At 48.4% G+C, this 1,206-nt stretch carries 1 protein-coding gene; it reads left to right on the top strand.

The genetic code is table 11. The features are described 5' to 3' along the window. A partial coding sequence (locus tag R8N28_RS25770; protein WP_318183727.1) for a glutamate synthase central domain-containing protein occupies positions 1–1,206 on the top strand: 1,206 nt, incomplete at both ends.

A 1,206-nucleotide genomic window follows, 5' to 3' on the forward strand; every position in this document is an offset into this window, starting at 1 on the left:
GAAAGAGCGTTTGGTTACCGATTACTTCCGCCAGAAGTTTGCTCAGGTCACCAACCCGCCTATCGATCCACTACGTGAAAAGCATGTTATGTCGTTAGCCACCAGTATAGGTCAGGAGATGAACGTCTTCTGTGAAACCGACGGCCACGCGCATCGAGTGACATTTGATTCTCCAGTGCTACTTTACTCTGACATGCAGCAGTTGCTTGAGCTGGGTGACGATCACTACCGCAATACCATTCTCGACATAAACTACGATCCACAAGAGAAAGATCTCAAACAAGCGATCGATGACTTATGTGATCAAGCTGAACAAGTGGTGCGAGAAGGTACCGTTTTAGTGGTTCTTTCCGACCGCGCGTTAGTCAAAGGCAAATTGCCAATTCCAGCCGCCATGGCTGTCGGCGCCGTGCAAACTCGCTTAGTTACAGCCAACCTTCGTTGTGATGCCAACATCGTCGCGGAAACCGCAACCGCACGTGACCCTCATCAATTTGCCGTATTGCTAGGCTTTGGCGCTACGGCGGTTTATCCGTATCTAGCTTATGAAGCGCTAGGCAAGTTGATTGACGATGGTGCCCTAGATAAAGACTACCGCGATGTTATGCAGAACTATCAGTATGGCATCAACAAAGGCTTGTACAAAATCATGTCGAAGATGGGTATTTCGACCATCGCCTCTTACCGTTGCTCACAATTGTTCGAAGCTGTTGGGTTGAGCCGAGAAGTGGTCGACTTGTGCTTTAAAGGCGTAACCACTCGCATCGAAGGCGCAAACTTTGATGATTTCCAACAAGATTTAACCAACTTGTCCCGCAAGGCGTGGGCAAAACGTAAATCGATTGAACATGGTGGATTACTCAAATACGTACATGGCGGTGAGTACCATGCCTACAACCCTGATGTGGTTGGTACACTGCAAAAAGCGGTGAAATCTGGTGAAAGTAACGATTATCAAAGTTTTGCCAAACAAGTAAACGAGCGCCCTGTCGCGATGTTGCGTGACCTAATGGCACTGAAAAAAACTGACTCGCCATTGCCACTTGAACGAATCGAACCTAAAACAGAATTGTTCAAACGTTTTGATTCTGCCGCCATGTCTATCGGAGCGTTGAGCCCAGAGGCACACGAAGCACTTGCAACGGCGATGAACCGTCTTGGTGGTTACTCTAACTCGGGTGAAGGCGGTGAAGATCCTCGCCGTTT

This window comes from Vibrio sp. Vb1554 (assembly GCF_033344235.1).